The sequence below is a fragment of the Ruegeria sp. F11 genome, assembly GCF_056533855.1.
The window spans coordinates 31132-50151 of record NZ_JBQFOW010000013.1; the positions used below are offsets into that span (position 1 = coordinate 31132).

The following is a 19020-nucleotide window of genomic DNA, read 5'->3' on the forward strand; positions in this document are numbered from 1 at the left end:
GGGAGGAAACAACCGATGAAACTGACACCCACAGCCGCACGGCTGATGATGGGCTCGTCCCTTGCACTGGCGCTGACCGCGCTGTCCGTGCAGGCCGACACGATCCGCTTCTGGACAACCGAGGAACAGCCCGAGCGGCTGGCCAAACAGCAGGAAATGGCCGATCAATTCAAGGCCGAAACCGGCACCACGGTCGAGGTGATCCCGGTCACCGAAACCGATCTGGGCACCCGTGCCACCGCAGCCTTTGCCGCCGGTGACCTGCCGGATGTGGTCTATCACCCGCTGCAATACGCCCTGCCCTGGGCCGAGGCCGGCATTCTGGATACCGAAGCCGCCAGCGAGGTGATCGAGGAACTGGGCGCCGACACATTCGCGCCCGGCGCATTGGCCATGGCCGCGTTCAATGACGAAACCGCCTCGGTTCCCGTCGATGGCTGGACGCAGATGGTGGTCTACCGAAAGGACCTGTTTGATGAGGCCGGGCTGGGGGCTCCGTCCTCGTTCGGCGACATTCAGGCGGCGCTGGAAAAACTGCACAACCCGCCTGAAATGTACGGTTTTGTCTCGGCCACCAAGGTTGACGAGAACTTCATGAGCCAGGTGCTGGAACACGTTTTCCTTGCCAATGGCGTCAGCCCGGTCGGCCCGGATGGGTTCCAGCCACTGGATGAGGCCAAGACGACCGAAGTTCTGGATTTCTACAAGGCGATCTCGAAAGCGTCCCCTCCGGGAGAGTTGTTCTGGAAACAGTCGCGCGAGCTGTATTTTGACGGCAAGGCCGCGATGATCATCTGGTCGCCCTTTATTCTGGACGAACTGGCTGGTCTGCGAGACAGCGCACCGCCAACGATCAATGACGATCCAACCTCGCGCGATCTGGCGGGCAAGACCGGCATCGTGACCAAACTGTCCGGCCCGTCGAACCCCGATGGCGCGGCTTGGGGCGACATTCGGTATTTCGGCATCACCAACGATGCGGATACCGACGCTGCGATGGAGTTTGTGAAATACGCAATGGATCAGGGGTACACCCAGACGCTGGCCATCGCACCCGAGGGCAAATTCCCGGTCCGGCGCGGCACTGCGGACAATCCGACCTCGTTCTCTGAGGCGTGGGCCGAACTGCCCGTCGGCGTCGACCGCAAAGCGCCTTTGGGAGAGCTTTATGAACAGTCGATGATCGACGAGATTGTCGGTGGTCTGGACGTAGCCCAACGTTGGGGCGTGGCCGAGGGCCAACTGGCGCTGGCCTCGAAAATGATCAACTCTCAGGCCATCAACCGCGTTGTCCGGCAATATATCGACGATGAAATCGACGCCGCCGCCGCTGTTGCGGCCATGAACGAAGAGCTCGCCAAGGTTCAGTAACCTTGTGACCGATGCAGCGGCGGTCCACGCCGCTGCGCCCAACCCTTCGAGGTATCCCATGACTTCGGCCACCCCACCGACCGGAACCGGGGCGCTTGCCAAACGCGAGGCGCGATTGGCCTGGGCGCTGCTGTCTCCGACCGTGATCAGCGTATCGCTTGTGGTGATCCTGCCTTTGCTGGCGATCTTCTGGATTAGCTTCAAGCCCTTCACCCTGTCCGACCTGCGCCCACCTGCGCCTGTGGTTCGCGAAAGCCTGCGCGGATCGGGTGATGACCTGCGCATCGAATACCGCCTGCGCAACTCGAGCCAGGAGATCGCCATCGACGGCGTAACCCTGACCGATGTGCTGCCCGACGGCGTCTCCCCCGCCGAGGTCACCGCGCCCTGCGTGCTGGACGGGCAGGACCTGTTCTGCGATTTCGGCACGCTGGAAGGCGGTCAGCGCGAGCGCATCCGCATACCCGTCACGCTCAACGGGGACCCGGACGCCTTCGAGGATCTGATCGAAGGGTCGGAACCCGATGTCACCGGCAGCGGTCCCAATGTACTGACCAATTTCGAATTCAGCCTTGAGAACTTCGCCCGCGTCTTTGATGGGTCCGAGTTCTGGGGCGTTCTCTGGGTCACGCTATTCTACACGGTGTTCGGCACCATCGGCGCGCTGGTCATGGGCCTGTTCGCCGCCCTGCTGCTAAACAAGAGCTTTCGCGGGCAGGGCTTTATCCGTGGCCTTTATCTGTTTCCCTATGTCGCCCCGGTCATTGCCGTGGCCTTCACATGGGTCACGCTGTTCGACCCCTTCTCGGGTTCAGCCAACGCGCTGCTGGTGCAGATGGGGCTGAGCTCTGAGCCGATCAACTTCTTCGGCGAACGCCCTTTGGCGCTGATCATGGTCACAGTGTTCGAGATCTGGCGCTATTTCCCGCTGTCCTTCCTGTTCATTCTGGCCCGAATGCAGTCCATCGACAGCAGCATGTATGAGGCGGCAGATATGGACGGGGCCTCGCCCTTCCAGAAGTTCTGGCTGCTGAGCATCCCGCAACTGCTGGGCATTCTGTCGGTCCTGTTCCTGCTGCGCTTTATTTGGACGTTCAACAAGTTCGACGACATCTTCCTGCTGACCGGCGGCAATGCGGGCACCCGCACGCTGACCGTAAATGTCTATGAACAGGCCTTTGCGATCTCGAACATAGGGGCAGGCGCGGCGGTGGCCGTTGTCATCCTGATCTGCCTGATCGCCTTCAGCTTCGTCTTCTTCCGTTTCATCAGCCGAGAGGAGGGTTTGTGATGCGCAATGGTTTTGTCACTGGCCCGGTTCTGGGCGCGTTGTGGCTGGTGGTGATCGCCACCACTATCGCGATCACCATGTCCTTTGCTACAGGCGCGGCGTTCCGCCCGCAGGTTCTGCTGAGCCTGATCTGGGGTGCTATCGCGGGTCTCGTCTATGTCCGGTTCCCGACCCGGCAGGCCCCAGCCCGGCTCGGTGTCTCGGCTCTGCTTGGCCTGTCCTGCCTGACCGGGTTCGGCCCGGTTCTGATCGGCTCGGACACCACGCTGCAGGCAACCCTGATCACCGTGATTGCGATTGCCATCGTGATGCATCTTTCGATGGCCGAGATCCTGAAAGACGTCCCTTTCGGCGAGCTGACCCGTCACGAATTCGAGGACGCTGTGATCCGCTTCTGCACCGGCTTCGGTTACATCTTCTTCACCGCCATCGTCATCATCCCCTTCTACGTCATGGTGATGACCAGCCTGAAATCACAACAGGCACTGCTGCAGAACCCGCTGGATTTCTCGGTCGACCTGTCACAAGGCACCGCCCTGTTCCGCAGCTACACGGAACTGTTCCGGGACTTCAATTTCGGCACCTACCTGTGGACCTCGTTCTACGTTTCGGTCCTGACCGTGTTCATCACACTGGCCTTCAGCGTCCCCGGCGCCTATGCCGTGGCTCGGTTCCGGTTCAAAGGGCAAAAGGCGTTCTCACGCTCGATCCTGCTGATCTACATGGTGCCGATGATCGTATTGGCCCTGCCGATCTACATCGCCTTCTCGATGACCGGCCTGCGCAACTCGATCCTCGGCATCGTGCTGATCTACCCGGTCACAACGATCCCGGTTTCGCTCTACATGCTGCAGGGCTACTTCCGTGGCCTGCCGACCGAGGTCGAGGAAGCAGGCCTGATGGATGGCCTGTCGCGTCTGTCGGTGATCTGGAAGATCACCCTGCCCCTCAGCCTGCCGGCGCTGGCGTCGGTGTCGCTCTATGTCTTCATGATCGCCTGGAACGAGTTCCTGCTGGCCTTCATGCTGCTGGACGACCCGTCGAAATTTACCCTGACCCGAGGGGTCACGATGCTGAACTCCTCGGAAATTCCCCGGCAGCACCTGATGGCCGGTGCGGTGATTGCCACCGTCCCGATCATGGCGCTGTTCCTGGGGCTTGAACGTTTCATGACCAAGGGCCTGACTGCGGGGTCCGTCAAAGGATGACTGAGATGAACCAACATACAAACCCCGACCGCGAGGCGCGCAATACCCTGATCGCCAATGATCGCGGCGGCTACACCATCCCGACCGAAGGGCTGTACCCCTATCAATGGAACTGGGACAGCGCGATTGCGGCGCTTGGCTTTGCCGAGTTCGACATCGACCGCGCCTGGGTCGAACTGGAAACCCTGTTCTCGGGCCAGTGGGAGGACGGCATGGTGCCGCATATCCTGTTTCACCAGCAGGATGACGGCTATTTTCCCGGACCCGACGTCTGGGGCTGCAACGGCCCCATCCCGTCCTCAGGCATCATCCAGCCCCCGATTGCCGCCACGATGGCACGGAAAATCTGGGAGAAAGACCCCGAAGCAGGCGAGGCGCGCATCCGCGCCCTGTTCCCGGCAATGTTGGCCTGGCATCGATGGATCATACGGTGGCGGCTGGACGACCAGAATGCCGTCTGCACCACCCATCCGTGGGAAGCAGGCCGCGACAATGCGCCGGACTGGGATCAGACCATGGAGCGCATGGATGCCTCGGGCGTCGGTGAGTACCAGCGCCGTGATACGACCCATGTGAACAGCGAGGATCGCCCGACCAAGTTTGACTATGACCGCTATATCAAGCTGGTCCAGATCGGACGCGAGGCCGGGTGGGATCAGCAGAGCCTGCTGACCCTCAACCCCTTCCGCGTGGCGGACCCGACAATGACTTTCACCACCCTGCGCGCGGCACGGGATCTGCTGGCAATCAGCGACGCACTCGGGATAACCGCAGAGGGGCTGGAGACCGATATCGAGCGACTGGTGACAGGCGCGCTATCGCTGTGGAACGACACGCTGGGCGCCTTCGATTCCCGCGATACGCATAGCGGCGAATGGTCCGGTACGCTGTCGAACGCCTCGTACATGTGCTGGTTCGCGGGCGTGGACTCTGCTCAGATGCTGGAACGGGTAAGGACCACTCTGGCCAATGTCCCGCATCCGATCCCGAGCTACGACCCCGGCATGCCCGGTTTCGACGCCCGCCGCTACTGGCGCGGGCCGACCTGGGCGATCATGAACATGATGATCGGCTTCGGGTTGGAAGACATGGGCCACGCGGACGAAGCTGCGCAGCTGCGCGGCAAGACCGCCGAGTTGATCTCAACCTTCGGCTTTGCCGAGTATTTTGACCCCATGACCGGCAGCCCCGCTGGCGGCAATGCATTCACCTGGACAGCCGCCGTCTGGCTGCACTGGGCAGGGAGGAACTGATGGGCAGTATCGCACTGAAATCCGTCGAAAAATGGTTCGGCAGCGCGCAGGTGATCAAGGGCATCGACCTGCAGATCGACGAGGGCGAGTTCGTCGTCTTCGTCGGCCCCTCGGGCTGCGGCAAATCTACTTTGTTGCGTATGATCGGCGGGCTTGAAGACATCTCACGCGGTGAGTTGCTGATCAACGGTGCTGACGTGACCGATCACCCGCCCTCGAAACGCGGCCTGACCATGGTGTTCCAGTCCTACGCCCTGTACCCGCACCTGACCGTGGCCGAGAATATGGGCTTTTCGCTCAAGGTCGCGGGCGTCCCGAAGGCCGAGATCGAAGAGCAGGTGAACCGCGCGGCGGATGTCCTGAAGCTGGGTCCGTTTCTAGAGCGCCGTCCCAAGGACCTGTCAGGCGGTCAACGCCAGAGGGTCGCCATCGGTCGCTCAATCGTCCGCGACCCGACCGCGTTTCTGTTCGACGAACCACTGTCGAACCTTGATGCCGCCTTGCGGGTCGAGATGCGCTACGAGATCGCCAAACTGCATCAGAACCTCAAGCGCACGATGATCTACGTGACGCACGATCAGGTCGAAGCCATGACCCTCGCCGACCGGATCGTGGTGCTGGAATACGGCACGATCGCACAGGTCGGCACCCCGCGTGAGCTATACGAGCGACCCGCAAACCTGTTCGTGGCTCAGTTCATCGGCAGCCCGAAAATGAACATCCTTCCCTGCACAACGCGCGATGGTCACTACCACCTGGAAAACGGCGGCAGCGGGGTGCTGGATCGGTCGGGCGAAGCAACCAAACTGGGCATCCGCCCGGAACACATCAGCCCCGTGGCACCCGGCGAAGGCCAAAGCGACGGCACGATCGAAGTCATCGAATACCTCGGCGCAGACACATTCCTGATCGTGGATTGCGGCGGCGAAGAGAACGTCACAGTGCGCATAAACGGCGACACCGACTTGAATCCAGGAACCAAAATCGGCCTGCACTTCGCCCCGGAAAGACTGCACTTCTTCGACGGGGAGGGGCTGGCTCTCTGATCATTGGCCCATCGTCGCGGGCCCCGAGCAATCCGCTTCGGGCCCGCAGGCGTCCGGACCTGCGACAGAGCACCAAGGCCCGTCATCTTGATGAACGGTTTGAAGCCGCGTGGCGTCTCGGTTGAAATGGTGCCCGGGGGCGGAATCGAACCACCGACACGAGGATTTTCAATCCACTGCTCTACCCCTGAGCTACCCGGGCACGGGAACGACATTTGTCGTTGGGTGGGGGCCTTCTATGACCTGAACCATGCAGTGTCCAGAGGCTTTTTGACATTTTTTCAGTGCGGACGCCGAACCTCGTCTTCGGGTTCTGAACCGGTCGGATCGGCTTCTTCTTCGCGCTGCGACGGGACGGCATAGGAGCCGTTCAGCCACTTGGCAAGGTCGATGTCGGCGCAGCGCTTCGAGCAGAAGGGGCGGAATTTGGTCACCGTGTCTTCGCCGCAGATCGGGCAGCTCATGACAGCACCTCAGACAGCGGGATACGTCCGCGCTTGCGCTGCATCTCGTAGTGGCCCAGAGGGGTCCAACCCGCCAGTGTGGTTTCGATACCATCGGCCTTGAAAGCCGCCCGTAGGGCGGTTTCGAACCCCCGGCGGTCTTTCTTGGGCATCGGCGCAAGGTCCAGTGTGATCTGCCCACCGAGCCCGCGCACCCGCAACGCGCGGGCCAGAGCTTTGGCGCAGGCGAAGTTGGCTTTGGTGCCTGCCGCCAGTGAAGTGTCAGAGCCGGTGTTGACATCTACGGCCACCAGCGCGCGGGTGGGTTGGATGTACAAATGGCCACCGCCGGTAAGCGGTTCGGATATTCCGCGCGCGGTGTCCAGCGCGTCGAGCACGCCGTGGGTCTCGAACCCTCCGGCTTTGGTCACGACCTCGGCCGGGTCGGTCCAGTCGCGCCAGGCCAGAACATGGGGGTTGTCGCCCTCCAGCAGCAGTTCCGGCTCGGTGCCCGGATCGTTCAGCACCTGATCGGCATGGGAAAGCATCGCGCTGATATCTTCGGCGATCTCGGCAGCGTCCTCGCCCTGACAGCACGAGCGCAGAATTAGGCCGTGGGTACTGCCCTCCATGCTGTCATGAGCGATTTCAAGCAGGCGGTCGCGTTCGTCTTCATCGCGGATGCTGCGCGAGATATTCAGGCCGGGCACATCCGGCGTGACAATGGCATAGCGGCTTTTGAATAAAATGCGGTCCGTCACCGGCAGCGCTTTGCCCGGCTCGGCAAAACCCGTCACCTGCACCAGCAGCGGCGCGCCGGGGGCCAGCCCCTTGACCTGCCGCAAAAAGGCCGGACCGTCGGGTGTGGTCAGGAACATCCCGCCCTGCCCTTTGACCGGACGGTCGGCACGGGCGCGGTAGATTGTGCCGGGCGCGGGGGCGTCTGAGGCGATCAGGAAATCATCCAGCTTGCCGTCCACCATCAGGGCTGCGGCTTCCCGACCCTCAATGTGGTCCAGAACGATGGTACGACCTTTCATGACGCCTCTTTGTACAATGGATAGCCGATGCCCTGCAAAAGCCCGGCAGTTTCAGACAGGGGCAGGCCCACGATGCCAGTGAACGAGCCTGAAATCCATGGAATGAAGGCCCCGGCGGGCCCCTGAATCGCGTAGGCCCCGGCCTTGCCCTGCCAGTCGTTGGTTGCGAGGTAAGCGTTGATCTCAAGTTCCGACAGGCGTTTGACCTTGACCTGAGACACCACATCGCGCTGCAAAACCCGCGCGCCGCAGCGCACCGCGACTGAGGTCACGACCCGGTGCCGCCGCCCGGACAAGGCATGCAGATACTCAGCCGCCTGCCCGGCATCTTCCGGCTTACCTAGAATGCGGCGGCCCAGCGCGACGGTGGTGTCGGCGCACAGGACAATATCGCCGCTATCCGCCTGAACCGCCTGCACTTTCTCGCGCGCGATGCGGCTGCAATAGAGCACCGGCAGCTCGCCCTTCAGGGGTGTTTCGTCGATATCAGGGGGGCGGATCGCGTCAGGCCGCACGCCAAGCTGCGCCAGCAGGTCCAGCCGCCTTGGGCTGCCCGATCCGAGGATAAACGCCATTGGGCGAGGCGTTACTTGAAGCGGTAGTTGATCCGACCCTTGGTCAGATCGTAAGGGGTCATCTCGACCTGCACCTTGTCGCCAGCCAGAACACGGATGCGGTTCTTGCGCATCTTGCCTGCCGTATGTGCGATGATCTCATGGCCGTTTTCCAGCTCGACCCGAAACGTCGCATTAGGCAGGAGTTCCTTCACGACACCGGGAAATTCGAGCGTATCTTCCTTGGCCATGTTGTCTCCATCATTACGTTGCACCCGCAGAATCTGCGAGGATGTGCGCTTAAATGAGCCTATTTCGGCCTTATTTCAAGGGCGGAATCACCTAAAGGCGGGATATTGTGACCGAATCGACTCGGGGCGCTTGTTCGTCCCAATGCGTCCTGTTGAGCACATGCCCGTCCGCCCGGACCTCGGCGATGGTGGTCAGGTCAATGTCCGCATAGGTCCATCCAGGCTGGTTCAACTGACCCTCGGCCAGAACGCCGGTGGCCGGGAACCCCTTGTCGGGCGGGCCGAAGGCACCGCCCATACCCGTGTTCATGTCCACCGCCTCGGACCAGTCGTTGCTTCCGACCAGCGAGGCCATGACCGTAACACATTGATTTTCAAGCGCCCGCGACATGGCCCCGATGCGCACGCGCCAATAACCCGAGAGCACCTCGGTGCAGGACGGTACTAGGATCAGATCGGCCTCGCTGAGCGCGCGGCCCAGCAGCGGGAATTCGCTGTCATAACAGATGAGAACGCCGATCCTGCCCAGCGCCGTGTCGAACAGTTTCAGCGGCCCGCCGGGGGCGATGTCCCAAGCCTCGCGCTCGAACCGGGTCATGATTTGCTTGTCCTGATGATCGCAGCCACCATCCGGAGCGTAGAGCGCTGCCCGGTTCACCGCTCGGCCCGCGCCGTTCAAAACCGGGGCCGATGCGCCCAGAATATAGACCTTATGTTCTAGCGCGAGGCGCTGATGCAGGGTCTGTGCATCCTCCATTCGATCCGACACCGCACGGATCGAGCGTTCCAGATCACCGGCCACCTCGGCCCCGTCCAGTGTCGACAGTTCCATCGCGCCGTACTCGGGAAACACCAGCAGGGCTGCCCCCTGCCCTGCGGCGTCAGACACCCATCGGTCCAGCTTGTCCTCGTACTGTGTCCAGCTATCGAGCCAGTCGAGGTTATAGGCGGCGGTGGCGACTTTCATTGGTTGGTGTCCTTCGGAGCTGGTTTGGCGTGACAGTAAGAGAGGACCTCGTTCCCTGTACAGACCGATTTGCCGGTTCTTCCAACGACGCAAAAGTGAGTTGGCTTACAGCACAAGACTTGGTTCAATAGAAACCGGAGGATCACCATGCGAAACGCGGAAAGCTTTGAGAAGTTCTATTTCGCCAAAGTGGGTATGGGCGAGGCCTGCGGCTGTGCTGAACGCGTAATCGACGTGTTCGAGTTCAACAGGAAAGGCGGCGAAACGGCCAAGACGGCTGTGAAGCAGGAAAAGGTCAAACGCCGAACCCTTAGGGGATGGGCGGTCAAATACGGCCTGCTCAGTCGCAAGCGTCAGACCTGAAACATCGGACAGGGCCCTATTCTTTGGCGTATGTCTGTCGGTCAAATGGCCGGAGCAGGCACCACTCTGGCGAAACGCTCAAGGATTCTGCTTACAAATCCCTGATCCAGAACTGTAGTGGCTTCAACGTCTCACTATCATCCCCAACATCCTTCCACGAGAACTGCGCTATCACACCAGGCACAGGCTCATAGCCCCGGGCGCGCCAGAAGGTGTCCAGTGGGCGGTAGTGTTCGGGCCGCATCGGGTGATCCGCCGAACGCTGCACGCCGCAGAAGGCGCATTTGGTGAAGCCCAGGCTGCGGGCATGCGCCTCGCGCAGGTCGAAGAATTTGTGGCCGACGCCCTGCCCCCGGTAGTCGGGCAGCAGGACGGATTCAGCACAGTAGAAGATGCCGGACAGGTCCAGCCCGGTGCCGTCGAAGGCCGCTGCAAAATCGTCGGCGTGGTCGGTCAGGGGCGCTCCGGTCGAAGCTCCGACAAGGCGGTCACCGTCGAAAGCTCCGACCACAATAGCCTTGTCGCTGTCGCGGTAGGATTGCAGGTATCTGCGCTCGTACTCCAGGTCCCCGTCATACAGATAGGGCCAGGCGCGAAACACCTCGATCCGCAGGCGCGCCACATCGTCCAGCGCGGCCTCAAGCGCTGCCCCTGTCAGGGCGCGGACCTCGGTTACCTCAGCCATTCGACACCTGCTTCACCCAGTCGGCGAGGTTGTAGAAGGTGGTCACGCGAGTGATCTTGCCGTCGCGCAGGTCAAAAAACGACCCGGCAGGCAGGCGATAGGTCTGACCGTGGGCTTGGGGCAGGCCGTCGTCGGTTTCCAGATAGGTGCCGTTCACGATAAACTCGGCGGCGGCGCGGGTGCCGCCTTGGGCGTCGAAGATCACGATATCGGTCAGGTTCTCTTTGTAGCAGCGGTTCATATGGGCGCAGAAGGCGGCAAATTTCTCTTTGCCGACGCGAATCTGGCCCTCGTTGACGTGATGGGCCACATCGTCGGACAGGCAGGCCAGCATGCCGTCCACATCCCCGGCGTTGAAAGCATCGAAATAGGCTTTGACGGTCTGGTTCATGTCCCCTCCGTAGGTTCGCCCCAGCGGTCTTTCAGATGTTTGATGATCTGATCGCGGGTCTGTCGGTAGTGGTGTAGCTTCTGTTCACGGTTCTCACCCAGCCCGGTAGGGTCCATAATTGGCCAATAATCGACATCGAGGTGAAAAATCCGCGTCAGTTCCAGCGCCTTACGTTGGCTGGCCGGGGACAAGGCAACAACCAGATCGAACGAGCCCAGATCGTCGCCCCATTCCTGCATCTCGTCGAAAGACCGCGACCGATGGCGCGACAGTTCAACCCCCACTTCGTGACAGGCAGCGATGCTGAAGCCGTCGATTTCCAGATCATTGTGGACACCGGCGGACTGGACATAGGTGCCGGTGCCATAGAACTTCTTCATCAGCCCCTCAGCCATGGGGGACCGAACCGCGTTGTGGTCGCAACAGAACAGGACCGACTGCGGCAGCGGCGTCACCCGTTAGCCTCCGAAATGCAGCACGCAGATCAGCGTGAACAGGCGGCGGGCGGTGTCGGTGTCGATATCGGCTTTGCCTTCCAGCCGTTCCTGCAACACGCGGCTGCCTTCGTTGTGGATGCCGCGCCGGGCCATATCGATGGTTTCGATCTGACTGGGTGGCAAGGTTTTCACCGCGTCGAAATAGCTTTCGCAGATCTGGAAATAGTCTTTGACCACCTGCCGAAAGGGCCCGAGCGACAAATGGAACTCGGCCGCCTTTTCGGCATCTTCCGTTGCGACATCGAAGACCAGCCGCTTGTCGCGGATCGAGAGCTGCACGTGATAGGGCCCGTCCGGGATCGCGCGATCATCGCGTTTGGGCAGCAAAAAGCTGTTATCCTCGAGCAGATCATAGATGGCGACCTTGCGCTCCTGCTCGATCTCGGGCGTCGGCGGCGGCAGGTTTCTGTCATCCAGTTCGATATGCGAAATGCGGGTCATCTTTACGGTCACCATCCTTCACGTCAGCACAGACCTATAGCAACGTATTTCGTTGAGCAACGGATAGAAACACCTCGGCAGCAGGTCAGCCATTCAGCCGGTTGAGACGCGCCGTGACCGACAGGCCGTGCGCTTCCAGGCTTTCGGACTTTGCCAACTGTTCAGCCGCTGGCCCGATGGCGCGCAGCGCCTCGGGCGTCATCTGGCTGAGCGTGGTGCGTTTGAGGAAATCCATCACGCTGAGGCCCGAGGAAAACCGCGCAGACCGCGCCGTGGGCAGGACGTGATTGGGGCCGCCGACATAATCGCCGATGGCCTCGGGCGTGTATTGGCCAAGGAAGATGGCACCTGCGTGGATGGTTTTGTGGCTGAGCGTCACGGGGTCGGCCACGCAAAGCTCAAGGTGTTCGGGGGCGATGCGGTTCGACAGGGCCGCGGCCTCGTCCAGATCGCGCACGGTGATCACCGCGCCGAAGTCACGCCAGCTTGCGCCCGCGATGGCACGGCGCTGCAGGGTTTCCAGCCGTTTCTCGACCGCCTGCGCGACGGCTTGACCAAAACCGGCATCGTCGGTGATCAGGATGGATTGCGCGCTTTCGTCATGTTCGGCCTGACTAAGCAGATCGAGTGCAATCCAGTCGGGGTCGTTGTCCTTGTCTGCGATGACCAGAATCTCGGACGGCCCCGCGATCATGTCGATGCCCACCTTGCCGAACACCCGGCGTTTGGCGGCGGCAACAAAGGCATTGCCCGGCCCGGTGATCTTGTCGACCGGCGCGATGGTGTCGGTGCCATAGGCCAGTGCGGCAATCGCTTGCGCGCCGCCGATGCGATACACCTCATCCACGCCCGCCAGTTGCACCGCCAGCAGGACCAGCGGGTTCGCCTGCCCGTCGGGCGTGGGCACGACGATGGCCAGCCGCCCGACCCCCGCCACCTTGGCCGGGATCGCGTTCATCAGCACCGAGGACGGGTACGAGGCCAGACCGCCCGGCACATACAAGCCCGCTGCCGAAACCGCTGACCAGCGCCAGCCGAGCGTTGCGCCCGCCGTGTCGGTCCACTCCTGATCCTCGGGCATCTGCTGTTCGTGATAGGCCCGGATGCGCTCGGCGGCCAGTTCCAGCGCGGCGCGATTCTCGGGCGTGACCTGTGCCACCGCCTCGGCAATCTCGGCGGCGCTGAACGCCAGTGTCTCGGGCGTCAACTCCAACCGGTCGAATTTGGCGGTCAGTTCGATCACCGCCGCATCGCCCCGACTGCGCACATCGTCGATGATCTGCGCCACGACCGCGTCCACATCCGGGCTGTCCTCGCGCTTGGCGCTGAGCAGCGATTGGAATCCGGCTTCAAAATCGGGCGAGGTCGTGTTCAGGAAAACGGGCATAATCAAGCACTCCGGGCGTTTGCATGCGTCTTATCGCCGGGGCCGGTGCGCCTCAACCCTCGACCTTGGGGTGCAGCGATTTGCGCATATGAAATTGCCGCAGGCCATAGTGATCCGTCGAGGTGCCAACCTCTTGCCAACCTTGCCTCAGATAGAAGGCACGCGCCGTGGTTGTCGCAGTTAGATGGGCCTGATCGCATCCTTGCGCTGCCAGTTCGCGTTCCAGCTTGGCCAGCAGAGCCGATCCAACGCCGTGGGCAACGTGGTCCGGCCCCACAAAAAGGCGCGAGATTTCGGCATGACCCCGCAAACTGCCCACCCCGGCGATCTGACCGTCGGTTTCAGCCAACCAAACCTCTGTGTCCGACTGAACCCAGTCGCGGATTGTCTGCGGGTCCTTGTTCGCAGTCCACTCCGCCACAAGATCGGGGTCATTGCCATGATCGGCCACGCAAAGCTCGGTGATCGAACGGATCAAAACGCGGCTTATATCGAAAACGTCAAACACCGTCGACGGGCGCAAGATAAGCCCAGGCGGCACTTGCTGAAACGCCTGAGAGATACCGCGCTTGTTGTTCACTCGGGATGATGCGGCGCGTGGCCCGACGGGGCGCGATAGGGTCGGGTGACATCCTTTAGCGTGGCCTCCAGCGCCTCGACCGTCAGCCGGATCGCACCGTCGCCGGCAAGGGTCAGCAGCACCTGCCCGGCACCATCCTCGCCCGGTTCAAAATCGACCGACAGCAGGGACAGGATCATGTCCGGATCGCGGCGGTCAATGCCCTGACTGGCGACCGAGAGAACGGAGTCAAACACCAGAACCGACTGCACCCTCTCGAACGGGCGATCGCGGCGCGTGGCGGCTTCCTTGTCTTCCCACCGGAACCGGTTCAGCAGCAGGCCAAAGCGCCGCTGCGCCGGCTGCCACTTCATCTCGGTCACCGGGAAAACCGCATCCTGCGTCAGCGTCGCAACGACCTGCAGGTCATCGCCGTCCTCAGCCCCCAGATTCAGCGGCGCCTCGCGCCCGTCTTCGAAACTTGCGTCTGTCATTCGCCCTTGATCCGTTCAATCTTTGCGCCCACGCCTTCCAGCTTGCGCACCACATGCTCATATCCGCGGTCCAGATGATAGACCCGGCTGACCACCGTTTCCCCTTCTGCCGCCAATCCGGCCAGGATCAGCGAGACCGAGGCCCGCAGGTCCGTCGCCATCACCGGCGCGCCTTTCAGGCGTTCGACCCCGGTCACGGTGGCGGTGCCGCCATGTACCTCGATTTCAGCGCCCATGCGAACCAGTTCCGGGGCGTGCATAAAGCGATTCTCGAAAATACGCTCTTCAAGAACGGACACACCTTTGGCAATGCACATCAGCGCCATCATCTGCGCCTGCAGATCGGTGGGGAAGCCGGGGAAGGGTTCGGTGACCACATCGACCGCCGTCACGCGGCCATTCTTGCGGGCGACTTTCAGGCCCTTTTCGGTTTCCGAGACGTTGATCCCCGCCTCATCAAGCTTGGCCGCAAAGCTTTCGACCAGCCGCATCCGGCCGCCCAGCAATTCGACCTCGCCGCCGCAGATCGCGGGGGCCAGCATATAGGTGCCCAGCTCGATCCGGTCGGTCACGACCTGATGGGTCGCGCCGTGCAGGCGGTCGACGCCCTGAATTTCGATGGTCGAGGTCCCCTCGCCCGAGATCTGCGCGCCCATCTTGCGCAGGCATTCGACCAGATCGACAATCTCGGGCTCGCGCGCGGCGTTTTTCAGGACCGTGGTGCCCTTGGCGAGCGTGGCCGCCATGACGATATTCTCGGTCGCGCCGACCGAGGCAAAGCGCATCTCATGCACCGCGCCTTTCAGCCCTCCCGGAGCCTTGGCGTGCAGGTAGCCGTCTTTCAGATCGATCTCGGCCCCCAGCGCTTCCAGACCTTCCATATGCAAATCCATCGGTCGCGCGCCGATGGCACATCCGCCGGGCAAAGACACCACGGCCTGCCCGAACCGCGCCAGCAATGGCCCCAGCACGAGGTTCGAGGCGCGCATCTTCCGCACGATGTCGTAATCCGCCGTCTGACTGGTCAGATCGTGACTCGACATCGCGATCACCTGCCCGTCCTGCAGGGCCGAGACCTCGGCCCCCAGCGATTGCAGCAGCGCCGTCATGGTCTTGATGTCGCTCAGCCGCGGCGCATTGGTCAGCGTCAGCGGTTCTTCGCTTAAAAGCGTCGCGGGCATCAACGTCAGGCACGCGTTCTTCGCCCCCGCAATCGGAATCTGCCCGTTCAGCGGGCCATTCCCCGTCACCAGAATCGAATCCATCTGCTCTTATCCCTCGTCCTTACCGGCCTTGTCATCCGAGGCCGCGCGCGCCTTGGCCTGCGCCTTGCGCCGCCCCATGTTCGCTTTCAGCGCCGCTTTCAAGCGGTCTTCGCGCGTTTGCCCCGGTTTACCGTGTTTTTTGGGTGAATGTTTCTCTGCCATTGTCTTTCTCTACAGGAGGCGAAAAAAACCGTCCAGACACCCTTGCGCCGCGTTTCGTTTGAGTCTAATCACCCGCCCACAGCGCTGCTGTAGCTCAGAGGTAGAGCACTCCCTTGGTAAGGGAGAGGTCGAGAGTTCAATTCTCTCCAGCAGCACCATGATTTTCACATAAAACACAGAAGCTTACGCCAAAACGACGCCCGACGCTCGTGGTGTTTCGCGCCGCGGGTTCAGCCCAGCGTTGCCGGTGCAAGATCCGACGGTTGTTCTGCTGCACCCCGCCAAACCTAACCGGGGCATCCCGTTCAGTGGGCGGAATACACTGACGCTGCGCGCTTCTGGTCCGTAAGAAACTGTCCGCAACGCGTGTATGAAATTGATGGGTGGTGTGAGGGGCTGGACGAGGGGGTATAGGCCAGCCCCTCAGTCGGAGGGGGTGTTACGGATTGGTTTAAGTGGTCCGTTGAATTCAGACTATGCGCTAAATCAAATCTCGGAAATTGGGGTTTTCCCTTAATTGGAACAAAACTTGTGAAACGCAGGGTTTCCGCAGTGGAAACGGTGAGTTTCACAATGAGTTGTGGACACATTTTCGCCATAATGCCACCTTTCTGACGTGGGCGACACGTTCGGATTTTAGCACGTACTGGTTTTCCAACTGGTTTTTGAGGGGGTTATGAGTGCAGCGTGTCGCCCCACGAATACACATCCAACAATGCGCAGCAACGATTCTGCCGCTCCTGCGGGGCCGCGCACGCGCCTCTCATACCGCTGACAGACGTCTTCTTCCCAATCTCCGGTATCATCCGCCAAGGTATACGCCGCTTTTAGGACGATAGAAAATCTTCTGATCATGGAGCCTGCCCAGAAGGTCATGTATCCGACGGACGGTGTCTTCGCGCTCGCGCATGTTACTTTCGGACTCGCCCGGCTGCTCAACCGCGTAAGAGGTCATGGCCTGACGCAGCGCTTTTTCGATCAGGTCCATATCCTCGACCGACAATTCAAACATGTCGTTGTACTGGGGCATTGCTGGTCCTCCTGCCCGATTGCACATGGGTCAGGGTGCATCGGATTTCAGGGATTTTCCACCGAAACCGTGTAAGGCGATGCTGGCCGCGTGTTATGGCGACCCGAGTTTGCGTTGAATGGCCTGGGGCCATCGCCTGCGCCGGGTTTTGGATCGAAACCCAAAATATTTTGCGAACATCGCTACGCGAGGACGCCACCATCTACTCGGGTTTGACCCGCCCCGCGATCACGTCCTGCGCTGACCGCCCCAGCCCAACAGGCTGAAACAGGCGAATATAATAGCGGCCACGCAAACGATGGACGGCCCCGCTGGCGTATCGAACACATAGGCCGCCCGCAACCCGGCAACGGCCGAGGCCGCGCCGATTGCCGCCGCGATCAATGCCATCGACTCGGGGGATCGTGCCAGACTGCGCGCGGCGGCCGCCGGGATGATCAGCATTGCCGCGATCAGCAGAACGCCAACTACCTTGATCGCAACCGCGACCGTCACCGCCAGTGATAGGGTCAGGATCAACTGCTCGCGCTTGGGATCGAAGCCGCTGGCATAGGCCAATTCCTCGTTCAGGGTGGCCGTCAGCAGTTGCGACCAGCGCCACGCGATCAGGCCGATGACCAGCGCCGCACCGCCCCAGATGACCGCCAGATCGGTGCGGGAGACGGCCAGAATGTCGCCGAACAGATACGCCATCAGATCGATGCGCACGCCAGACAAGAACGACACCGCAACCAGACCAAAGGCCAGCGCGGAATGGGCCAGAACGCCCAGCAGCGTGTCCATCGCATAGCCCCGACCAGTCAACAGCGTCACGGTCAGCGCCATGACCAGCGCCACGGCAAGCGCTCCGGTAAAGATCGACATCTGAAAGGTCAGCGACAATGCCACCCCCAGAATCGCGGCATGCGCGGTCGCATCCCCGAAATAGGCCATCCTCCGCCAGACCACGAAACACCCCAGCGGAGCGGCGGCAAACGCCACGCCCACTCCGGCGAGCGTCGCCCGCGTCATAAAATCATCAAGCATTACTCTGCCGCTTCCTGCGCGTTTGACCCGTGGTCGTGATGGTGGTCGTGGTCATGGCGATAAAGCGCCAGCGCGCCGCCGGTACCAGTCCCGAACAGGGCGCGGTATTCCGGGGCCGAGGCGACTACGGCGGGCGAGCCCTCGCAGCAGACATGGCCGTTCAGACAGATCACCCGGTCAGACGCGCTCATGACCACGTGCAATTCGTGGCTGATCATGATGATTGCGCAGCCGGTGTCGCGCCGCACCGTCTCGATCTGCTGATAAAACGCGGCAGAGCCCGGTTGGTCCAAACCTTGCGTCGCTTCGTCCAGCAGCAGGATATCGGGCCGGTTGATCAAAGCCCGAGCCAGCAGAACGCGTTGAAACTGCCCGCCGGACAATTGCGACATCTGGCGTTTCATAAGGTCCGGCACGCCCGCAACCTTTAGCGCATCGGCGCAATCCTTGCGCGTCACCGGATGGGTCAGCCGCATGAACCGTTCGACGGTCATGGGCAGGGTCGGATCAATATGCAGCTTCTGCGGCACGTAGCCAATTTTCAGTCCCGGCTTCCGTGTAACCCGCCCGGTCGATGGCGGCGTCGCGCCGATGATCGCACGCAGCAGACTGGTTTTGCCCGAGCCGTTGGGGCCGACAATCGTCACGATCTCACCCGGCTCGACCGCCATGTCCACATGGCGCAGCACCGTGTTTGCGCCATAGCGCACGGTCAGGTCTTCGACACGGATCAGGGTCATTTCGACGCTTTCTGGGTGCAGGCAGGGCAGATGCCCTCGGCCTCGACCACGGTGCGCTCAATCTCGAACCCCACGGCGCGGGCCGCAGCTCCCAGCGCGCCTTTGGCCGGGGCGGATTGCGCCTCGGCCACCGCGTCGCATTTACGGCAGATCATGAAGGCGGGGGAATGCGACGCGCCGGGATGCGCGCAGGCGACAAAGGCGTTCAAACGCTCGATCTTGTGCACAAAGCCGTTCTCGACCAGGAAATCCAGAGCCCGATAGGCCACCGGCGGCTGCGAGCCAAATCCTTCGTCCCGTAAACGGTCGAGGATCGCATAGGCCCCCAGTGCGCGGTGTTCCTGCAGCAACAACTCCAACACCTTGCGCCGGACCGGGGTCAGGCGCAGTCCTTCGTCGCGGCAGCGCGCCTCGGCCGTGGCAAGGGCGGAGCCAACGCAGGTGTCGTGGTCATGTTTCTGAAACCCGATCAGGGCCGCATCTTCGGCGGGAACGGGGCGCGTCTCACTTGTCATATTATTACATATCATGTATTTGGCTGGCAATGTTATACAAT

At 61.7% G+C, this 19020-nt stretch carries 24 protein-coding genes and 2 tRNA genes; 7 read left to right on the top strand and 19 right to left on the bottom strand.

All coding sequences use genetic code 11. From position 1 onward, the window contains the following. Positions 1–15: 15 nt before the first annotated feature. From ACR0NJ_RS17025 to ACR0NJ_RS17045, 5 genes are read left to right on the top strand one after another with little or no spacing between them, the layout of a single operon-like run. Complete coding sequence (locus tag ACR0NJ_RS17025; protein ID WP_480818317.1) at positions 16–1371, top strand: ABC transporter substrate-binding protein; 1356 nt, start codon at positions 16–18, stop codon at positions 1369–1371. Positions 1372–1429: 58 nt separating this feature from the next. Further along, on the top strand, positions 1430–2662 hold the full coding sequence (locus ACR0NJ_RS17030; protein WP_480818318.1) for a carbohydrate ABC transporter permease: 1233 nt from the start codon (positions 1430–1432) through the stop codon (positions 2660–2662). Beyond that, positions 2662–3870 (top strand): carbohydrate ABC transporter permease, encoded by a 1209-nt coding sequence (locus tag ACR0NJ_RS17035; RefSeq protein WP_480818319.1) that lies wholly within the window; start codon positions 2662–2664, stop codon positions 3868–3870. Before ACR0NJ_RS17030 ends, ACR0NJ_RS17035 begins: the two co-directional genes overlap by 1 nt. A 5-nt stretch (positions 3871–3875) precedes the next feature. After that, positions 3876–5123 (top strand): MGH1-like glycoside hydrolase domain-containing protein, encoded by a 1248-nt coding sequence (locus ACR0NJ_RS17040; protein WP_480818320.1) that lies wholly within the window; start codon positions 3876–3878, stop codon positions 5121–5123. Next, the gene (locus tag ACR0NJ_RS17045) at positions 5123–6169 is read left to right on the top strand and encodes an ABC transporter ATP-binding protein (RefSeq protein WP_480818321.1); all 1047 of its coding nucleotides are present in this window, start codon (positions 5123–5125) and stop codon (positions 6167–6169) included. Before ACR0NJ_RS17040 ends, ACR0NJ_RS17045 begins: the two co-directional genes overlap by 1 nt. Before the next feature lie 127 nt (positions 6170–6296). On the opposite strand, the gene ACR0NJ_RS17050 is transcribed toward ACR0NJ_RS17045, so the two are convergent. The 6 genes from ACR0NJ_RS17050 to ACR0NJ_RS17075 form a co-directional block, all read right to left on the bottom strand. Continuing rightward, a tRNA-Phe gene (locus tag ACR0NJ_RS17050) sits at positions 6297–6371 on the bottom strand. 79 nt (positions 6372–6450) lie between these two features. Then, positions 6451–6633, bottom strand: coding sequence for a DNA gyrase inhibitor YacG (locus ACR0NJ_RS17055; RefSeq protein WP_480818322.1), 183 nt, complete (start codon positions 6631–6633; stop codon positions 6451–6453). Further along, a complete protein-coding gene (locus ACR0NJ_RS17060) occupies positions 6630–7652 on the bottom strand; it encodes a ribonuclease E/G (protein WP_480818323.1) in 1023 nt (340 codons plus the stop codon). The genes ACR0NJ_RS17055 and ACR0NJ_RS17060 overlap by 4 nt, the downstream gene beginning before the upstream one ends. After that, the gene (locus ACR0NJ_RS17065) at positions 7649–8227 is read right to left on the bottom strand and encodes a Maf family protein (protein ID WP_480818324.1); all 579 of its coding nucleotides are present in this window, start codon (positions 8225–8227) and stop codon (positions 7649–7651) included. Before ACR0NJ_RS17065 ends, ACR0NJ_RS17060 begins: the two co-directional genes overlap by 4 nt. Before the next feature lie 11 nt (positions 8228–8238). Then, positions 8239–8457, bottom strand: a complete 219-nt coding sequence (infA, locus tag ACR0NJ_RS17070) for a translation initiation factor IF-1 (RefSeq protein ID WP_005978431.1) — start codon at positions 8455–8457, stop codon at positions 8239–8241. 91 nt (positions 8458–8548) lie between these two features. After that, positions 8549–9424 (bottom strand): carbon-nitrogen hydrolase family protein, encoded by an 876-nt coding sequence (locus ACR0NJ_RS17075; protein WP_480818325.1) that lies wholly within the window; start codon positions 9422–9424, stop codon positions 8549–8551. Between the two features lie 147 nt (positions 9425–9571). On the opposite strand from ACR0NJ_RS17075, the gene ACR0NJ_RS17080 reads away from it, so the two are divergent. Beyond that, entirely contained in the window at positions 9572–9787 is a 216-nt protein-coding gene (locus ACR0NJ_RS17080; protein WP_480818326.1) for a hypothetical protein, read from the top strand. A gap of 91 nt (positions 9788–9878) precedes the next feature. On the opposite strand, the gene ACR0NJ_RS17085 is transcribed toward ACR0NJ_RS17080, so the two are convergent. From ACR0NJ_RS17085 to ACR0NJ_RS17125, 9 genes are all read right to left on the bottom strand, one after another. Further along, positions 9879–10472 (bottom strand): GNAT family N-acetyltransferase, encoded by a 594-nt coding sequence (locus ACR0NJ_RS17085; protein WP_480818327.1) that lies wholly within the window; start codon positions 10470–10472, stop codon positions 9879–9881. Next, positions 10465–10863 carry a ketosteroid isomerase-related protein gene (locus ACR0NJ_RS17090; RefSeq protein ID WP_480818328.1) on the bottom strand — a complete coding sequence of 133 codons (399 nt, stop codon included), beginning with the start codon at positions 10861–10863 and terminating at the stop codon, positions 10465–10467. The genes ACR0NJ_RS17085 and ACR0NJ_RS17090 overlap by 8 nt, the downstream gene beginning before the upstream one ends. Beyond that, positions 10860–11318 carry an arsenate-mycothiol transferase ArsC gene (locus ACR0NJ_RS17095; protein ID WP_480818329.1) on the bottom strand — a complete coding sequence of 153 codons (459 nt, stop codon included), beginning with the start codon at positions 11316–11318 and terminating at the stop codon, positions 10860–10862. Before ACR0NJ_RS17095 ends, ACR0NJ_RS17090 begins: the two co-directional genes overlap by 4 nt. 3 nt (positions 11319–11321) lie before the next feature. After that, on the bottom strand, positions 11322–11801 hold the full coding sequence (locus ACR0NJ_RS17100) for a UPF0262 family protein (protein WP_480818330.1): 480 nt from the start codon (positions 11799–11801) through the stop codon (positions 11322–11324). An 85-nt stretch (positions 11802–11886) separates the two neighbouring features. Further along, entirely contained in the window at positions 11887–13188 is a 1302-nt protein-coding gene (gene hisD, locus ACR0NJ_RS17105) for a histidinol dehydrogenase (protein WP_480818331.1), read from the bottom strand. A gap of 52 nt (positions 13189–13240) precedes the next feature. Continuing rightward, positions 13241–13711, bottom strand: coding sequence for a GNAT family N-acetyltransferase (locus ACR0NJ_RS17110; RefSeq protein ID WP_480818332.1), 471 nt, complete (start codon positions 13709–13711; stop codon positions 13241–13243). A 53-nt stretch (positions 13712–13764) separates the two neighbouring features. Beyond that, on the bottom strand, positions 13765–14241 hold the full coding sequence (locus tag ACR0NJ_RS17115; protein WP_480818333.1) for a DUF2948 family protein: 477 nt from the start codon (positions 14239–14241) through the stop codon (positions 13765–13767). Next, the gene (gene murA / locus ACR0NJ_RS17120) at positions 14238–15506 is read right to left on the bottom strand and encodes a UDP-N-acetylglucosamine 1-carboxyvinyltransferase (RefSeq protein ID WP_480818334.1); all 1269 of its coding nucleotides are present in this window, start codon (positions 15504–15506) and stop codon (positions 14238–14240) included. Before murA ends, ACR0NJ_RS17115 begins: the two co-directional genes overlap by 4 nt. Before the next feature lie 6 nt (positions 15507–15512). Continuing rightward, on the bottom strand, positions 15513–15668 hold the full coding sequence (locus tag ACR0NJ_RS17125) for a hypothetical protein (RefSeq protein WP_480818335.1): 156 nt from the start codon (positions 15666–15668) through the stop codon (positions 15513–15515). Between the two features lie 83 nt (positions 15669–15751). Here ACR0NJ_RS17125 and ACR0NJ_RS17130 point away from each other — a divergent pair. Then, positions 15752–15826 (top strand) — tRNA-Thr (locus tag ACR0NJ_RS17130). Positions 15827–16470: 644 nt separating this feature from the next. Here the strand turns inward: ACR0NJ_RS17130 and ACR0NJ_RS17135 are convergent. The 4 genes from ACR0NJ_RS17135 to ACR0NJ_RS17150 form a co-directional block, all read right to left on the bottom strand. Beyond that, positions 16471–16698, bottom strand: a complete 228-nt coding sequence (locus ACR0NJ_RS17135) for a hypothetical protein (protein ID WP_480818336.1) — start codon at positions 16696–16698, stop codon at positions 16471–16473. Positions 16699–16926: 228 nt separating this feature from the next. Next, a complete protein-coding gene (locus ACR0NJ_RS17140) occupies positions 16927–17724 on the bottom strand; it encodes a metal ABC transporter permease (protein ID WP_480818337.1) in 798 nt (265 codons plus the stop codon). Further along, positions 17724–18464: a metal ABC transporter ATP-binding protein gene (locus ACR0NJ_RS17145; RefSeq protein ID WP_480818338.1), complete on the bottom strand. Its 741-nt coding sequence runs from the start codon at positions 18462–18464 to the stop codon at positions 17724–17726. The genes ACR0NJ_RS17140 and ACR0NJ_RS17145 overlap by 1 nt, the downstream gene beginning before the upstream one ends. Then, positions 18461–18979, bottom strand: a complete 519-nt coding sequence (locus ACR0NJ_RS17150) for a transcriptional repressor (RefSeq protein WP_480818339.1) — start codon at positions 18977–18979, stop codon at positions 18461–18463. Before ACR0NJ_RS17150 ends, ACR0NJ_RS17145 begins: the two co-directional genes overlap by 4 nt. Positions 18980–19020: the final 41 nt, after the last annotated feature.

What these genes read in the sequence shown, in the direction of transcription:
- ACR0NJ_RS17025 (WP_480818317.1), top strand. Translation starts at nt 16, where the DNA reads ATGAAACTGACACCCACAGCCGCACGGCTGATGATGGGCTCGTCCCTT.
- ACR0NJ_RS17030 (WP_480818318.1), top strand. Translation starts at nt 1,430, where the DNA reads ATGACTTCGGCCACCCCACCGACCGGAACCGGGGCGCTTGCCAAACGC.
- ACR0NJ_RS17035 (WP_480818319.1), top strand. Translation starts at nt 2,662, where the DNA reads ATGCGCAATGGTTTTGTCACTGGCCCGGTTCTGGGCGCGTTGTGGCTG.
- ACR0NJ_RS17040 (WP_480818320.1), top strand. Translation starts at nt 3,876, where the DNA reads ATGAACCAACATACAAACCCCGACCGCGAGGCGCGCAATACCCTGATC.
- ACR0NJ_RS17045 (WP_480818321.1), top strand. Translation starts at nt 5,123, where the DNA reads ATGGGCAGTATCGCACTGAAATCCGTCGAAAAATGGTTCGGCAGCGCG.
- ACR0NJ_RS17055 (WP_480818322.1), bottom strand. Translation starts at nt 6,633, where the DNA reads ATGAGCTGCCCGATCTGCGGCGAAGACACGGTGACCAAATTCCGCCCC.
- ACR0NJ_RS17060 (WP_480818323.1), bottom strand. Translation starts at nt 7,652, where the DNA reads ATGAAAGGTCGTACCATCGTTCTGGACCACATTGAGGGTCGGGAAGCC.
- ACR0NJ_RS17065 (WP_480818324.1), bottom strand. Translation starts at nt 8,227, where the DNA reads ATGGCGTTTATCCTCGGATCGGGCAGCCCAAGGCGGCTGGACCTGCTG.
- infA (WP_005978431.1), bottom strand. Translation starts at nt 8,457, where the DNA reads ATGGCCAAGGAAGATACGCTCGAATTTCCCGGTGTCGTGAAGGAACTC.
- ACR0NJ_RS17075 (WP_480818325.1), bottom strand. Translation starts at nt 9,424, where the DNA reads ATGAAAGTCGCCACCGCCGCCTATAACCTCGACTGGCTCGATAGCTGG.
- ACR0NJ_RS17080 (WP_480818326.1), top strand. Translation starts at nt 9,572, where the DNA reads ATGCGAAACGCGGAAAGCTTTGAGAAGTTCTATTTCGCCAAAGTGGGT.
- ACR0NJ_RS17085 (WP_480818327.1), bottom strand. Translation starts at nt 10,472, where the DNA reads ATGGCTGAGGTAACCGAGGTCCGCGCCCTGACAGGGGCAGCGCTTGAG.
- ACR0NJ_RS17090 (WP_480818328.1), bottom strand. Translation starts at nt 10,863, where the DNA reads ATGAACCAGACCGTCAAAGCCTATTTCGATGCTTTCAACGCCGGGGAT.
- ACR0NJ_RS17100 (WP_480818330.1), bottom strand. Translation starts at nt 11,801, where the DNA reads ATGACCCGCATTTCGCATATCGAACTGGATGACAGAAACCTGCCGCCG.
- hisD (WP_480818331.1), bottom strand. Translation starts at nt 13,188, where the DNA reads ATGCCCGTTTTCCTGAACACGACCTCGCCCGATTTTGAAGCCGGATTC.
- ACR0NJ_RS17115 (WP_480818333.1), bottom strand. Translation starts at nt 14,241, where the DNA reads ATGACAGACGCAAGTTTCGAAGACGGGCGCGAGGCGCCGCTGAATCTG.
- murA (WP_480818334.1), bottom strand. Translation starts at nt 15,506, where the DNA reads ATGGATTCGATTCTGGTGACGGGGAATGGCCCGCTGAACGGGCAGATT.
- ACR0NJ_RS17125 (WP_480818335.1), bottom strand. Translation starts at nt 15,668, where the DNA reads ATGGCAGAGAAACATTCACCCAAAAAACACGGTAAACCGGGGCAAACG.
- ACR0NJ_RS17135 (WP_480818336.1), bottom strand. Translation starts at nt 16,698, where the DNA reads ATGCCCCAGTACAACGACATGTTTGAATTGTCGGTCGAGGATATGGAC.
- ACR0NJ_RS17140 (WP_480818337.1), bottom strand. Translation starts at nt 17,724, where the DNA reads ATGCTTGATGATTTTATGACGCGGGCGACGCTCGCCGGAGTGGGCGTG.
- ACR0NJ_RS17145 (WP_480818338.1), bottom strand. Translation starts at nt 18,464, where the DNA reads ATGACCCTGATCCGTGTCGAAGACCTGACCGTGCGCTATGGCGCAAAC.
- ACR0NJ_RS17150 (WP_480818339.1), bottom strand. Translation starts at nt 18,979, where the DNA reads ATGACAAGTGAGACGCGCCCCGTTCCCGCCGAAGATGCGGCCCTGATC.